Below are 2,455 nucleotides of genomic sequence, written 5' to 3' on the forward strand. Positions count from 1 at the left end.
GTGCACCGGTCGCGGCTGGTCAACCGCACAAAAGTCGCCGCGCTGACGCCGACGCGATCCGGCGACTTCGAGATATCCCTGCTCGACGGACGCACGGTTACGGGTAGCCGAAGGTATCGCGCGGGGCTCAGTGAGGGCAATTCCGTCTAGCTGCCAGCCGAGCGTCAAACAGCTTGCCCGGAAACTGACGCGCAGCTGAAAAGGCCAAGCAGCAAATTCGGACTATTTCTTGTTAATTCCAGTTAATCATAGCGTTTAGCATTTCCGTCATATCCAATGTGGAAGGCCTTCCTGTCTGCAACGAAGGACCGACGGTTGGAAACATTTCTATTGAACGCAGGCGGTCAAAAGCTGGAATCCGCGGCGATCGACAATGGTTACCGCATTTATGACGAGCTCGGCCCGGGCCTGTTCGGCAATGTCTATGAGGTCGTGCTTGCTGAGCGGCTGACGCGCGAGGGCCTGAAGGTCGAGCGGCAGAAACCGGTTCCGATTATCGTTGACGATCAGAGCTTTGACGAGGGCTTCTGCTGCGATCTTCTGGTCGAGGATAAACTGCTGATCGAGATCATATCGGCCGACCATCTGTTGCCGATCTACAGTCAGCGGGTGACCACTTATCTGCGGCTGATGAACCTGCCGATGGGACTGCTGATCAATTTCGGAGCGCCGAGTTTCAAGCAGGGGGTCCGGCGGATTCGCAATGGTCATGCAACATAGGCGCGCGGGTCGTCGCTTTAGTCACTAAAGTTCGTTGCATTTTCCGCATGGATGCGGAATCAGGCGGTCCATGACAAATATAGATCCCGCCCGCTATCTCGAGCAGCCGTTCGGCCATCTCGCGGACCTTATCAACGCCCATGCCGTCAACCAGCCCGACCGGATCGCGCTGGATGATGGCGCGGAGAAGCTGACTTGGGCGGAGACCGCTGCGCTGGTCAACCGGATCGCGGCGCAGCTGCAGGCGGACGGATTGCAAAAGGGGCAGGCGGTGGCGATCCTCGGGACGACGACGGTGCGCTATGCGCTCGCCTATCTCGGCGCGATTGTTGCCGGCGGTTGTGCGGCGCCGCTGACCACCTCGGCGACGCCGAAACAGCTGGCGAACATGGCGCGCGACAGCGGCGCGATGCACTGGTTCATCGACAGCGCCAAACGGGCCGAGCTGCTGGCGAGCGGCGAAGACTTGCCGGTGCTCAAACATGTCATGCTCGATCAGGCGACGGATGACGCGCCGATGATCCTTGACTGGATGGCCGACGAAGGCGCGATGCCGGCCGATCTTGGGGTTGGTCCGAAAGACCCCTATAATATCATCTATTCCAGCGGCACCACCGGCACGCCCAAGGGCATTGTCCACAGCCGCCAGATGCGCTGGTATCATGCGGCGGTCGGCGAGCCGACCGGCTATGGCAAGCCGGGGCAGGTCACCTTGCTGTCGACGCCGCTCTATTCGAACACCACGCTGGCGCTTTTCACGCCGACCATTGCTTATGGCGGGACGCTTGTGATGATGGGCAAGTTCGATTGCCAGCGCTGGCTCGAACTGGCGCAGGATCATCGCGCCAGCCACACGATGCTGGTGCCGGTGCAATATCAGCGGCTGCTGGATTTTACCGGCTTTGACGATTATGATCTGAGCAGCCTGACCCATAAATATTGCACCAGCGCGCCTTTCTCGGCGGAGCTGAAGACCGAAGTGCTCAAACGCATGCCGGGCGGGCTGATCGAGATCTATTCGATGACCGAGGGCGGCGTGGTCTGCCTGTTGCTCGCCCACGAGCATCCCGACAAATTGCACACGGTCGGCATCGCCTGGGGCGGCAGCGAGGTGATCACCGTTGACGAACAGCTCAACCGTCTGCCGACTGGCGAAATGGGCGAGCTGGTCGGGCGGTCGCAGACGATGATGTCGGGTTACAAGAACCAGCCGGAGAAGACCGAGGAAGCCAGCTGGTATGACGAAAATGGCGACCGCTGGCAGCGGATGGGCGATATCGGCAAGGTCGACGAGGATGGTTTCATCACGCTGATGGGCCGGTCGAAGGACATGATCATCTCCGGTGGCTTCAATATCTATCCGCGCGATCTGGAAGAGGCGCTGACGGCGCAGCCGGGTGTCGCCGATGCCGCGGTGATCGGGGTGGCCTCGCGGCAATGGGGCGAGACGCCGGTCGGTTTCGTCGTCGCCGAGGTCGGGGTGACGCTCGATCTGGAGGCGCTGAAGGCGGCGACCAATGCCGATCTCGGCAAGACCCAGCGGCTGTCCGAACTGCGCCTGATCGACGAACTGCCGCGCAGCCATATCGGCAAGATTTTGAAGACCGAGTTGCGGGCGATGGTTGAGGCAAGCTAGTTTGCAGCGGCGGATCATCGTTTCATGTGGATGACATTTCTTGTCGTGGTGCTGGTGTCAGCCGCGCTGGTGGCCGGCGCTCTCTGGGGCATTTACGGC

3 protein-coding genes are annotated in these 2,455 nt (G+C 60.7%); all 3 read left to right on the forward strand.

The window, feature by feature from the left end; all coding sequences use genetic code 11:
- The gene (locus V7665_RS13950; protein WP_442955232.1) at positions 1-150 is read left to right on the forward strand and encodes a LytTR family DNA-binding domain-containing protein; all 150 of its coding nucleotides are present in this window, start codon (positions 1-3) and stop codon (positions 148-150) included.
- 165 nt (positions 151-315) lie between these two features.
- On the forward strand, positions 316-720 hold the full coding sequence (locus V7665_RS13435; protein WP_335665041.1) for a GxxExxY protein: 405 nt from the start codon (positions 316-318) through the stop codon (positions 718-720).
- Positions 721-790: 70 nt separating this feature from the next.
- On the forward strand, positions 791-2,356 hold the full coding sequence (locus tag V7665_RS13440) for a class I adenylate-forming enzyme family protein (RefSeq protein WP_335665042.1): 1,566 nt from the start codon (positions 791-793) through the stop codon (positions 2,354-2,356).
- Positions 2,357-2,455: the final 99 nt, after the last annotated feature.

Origin of the sequence: Parasphingorhabdus sp. (genome assembly GCF_036964675.1) — a bacterium.
Taxonomy (GTDB): Bacteria; Pseudomonadota; Alphaproteobacteria; order Sphingomonadales; family Sphingomonadaceae; genus Parasphingorhabdus.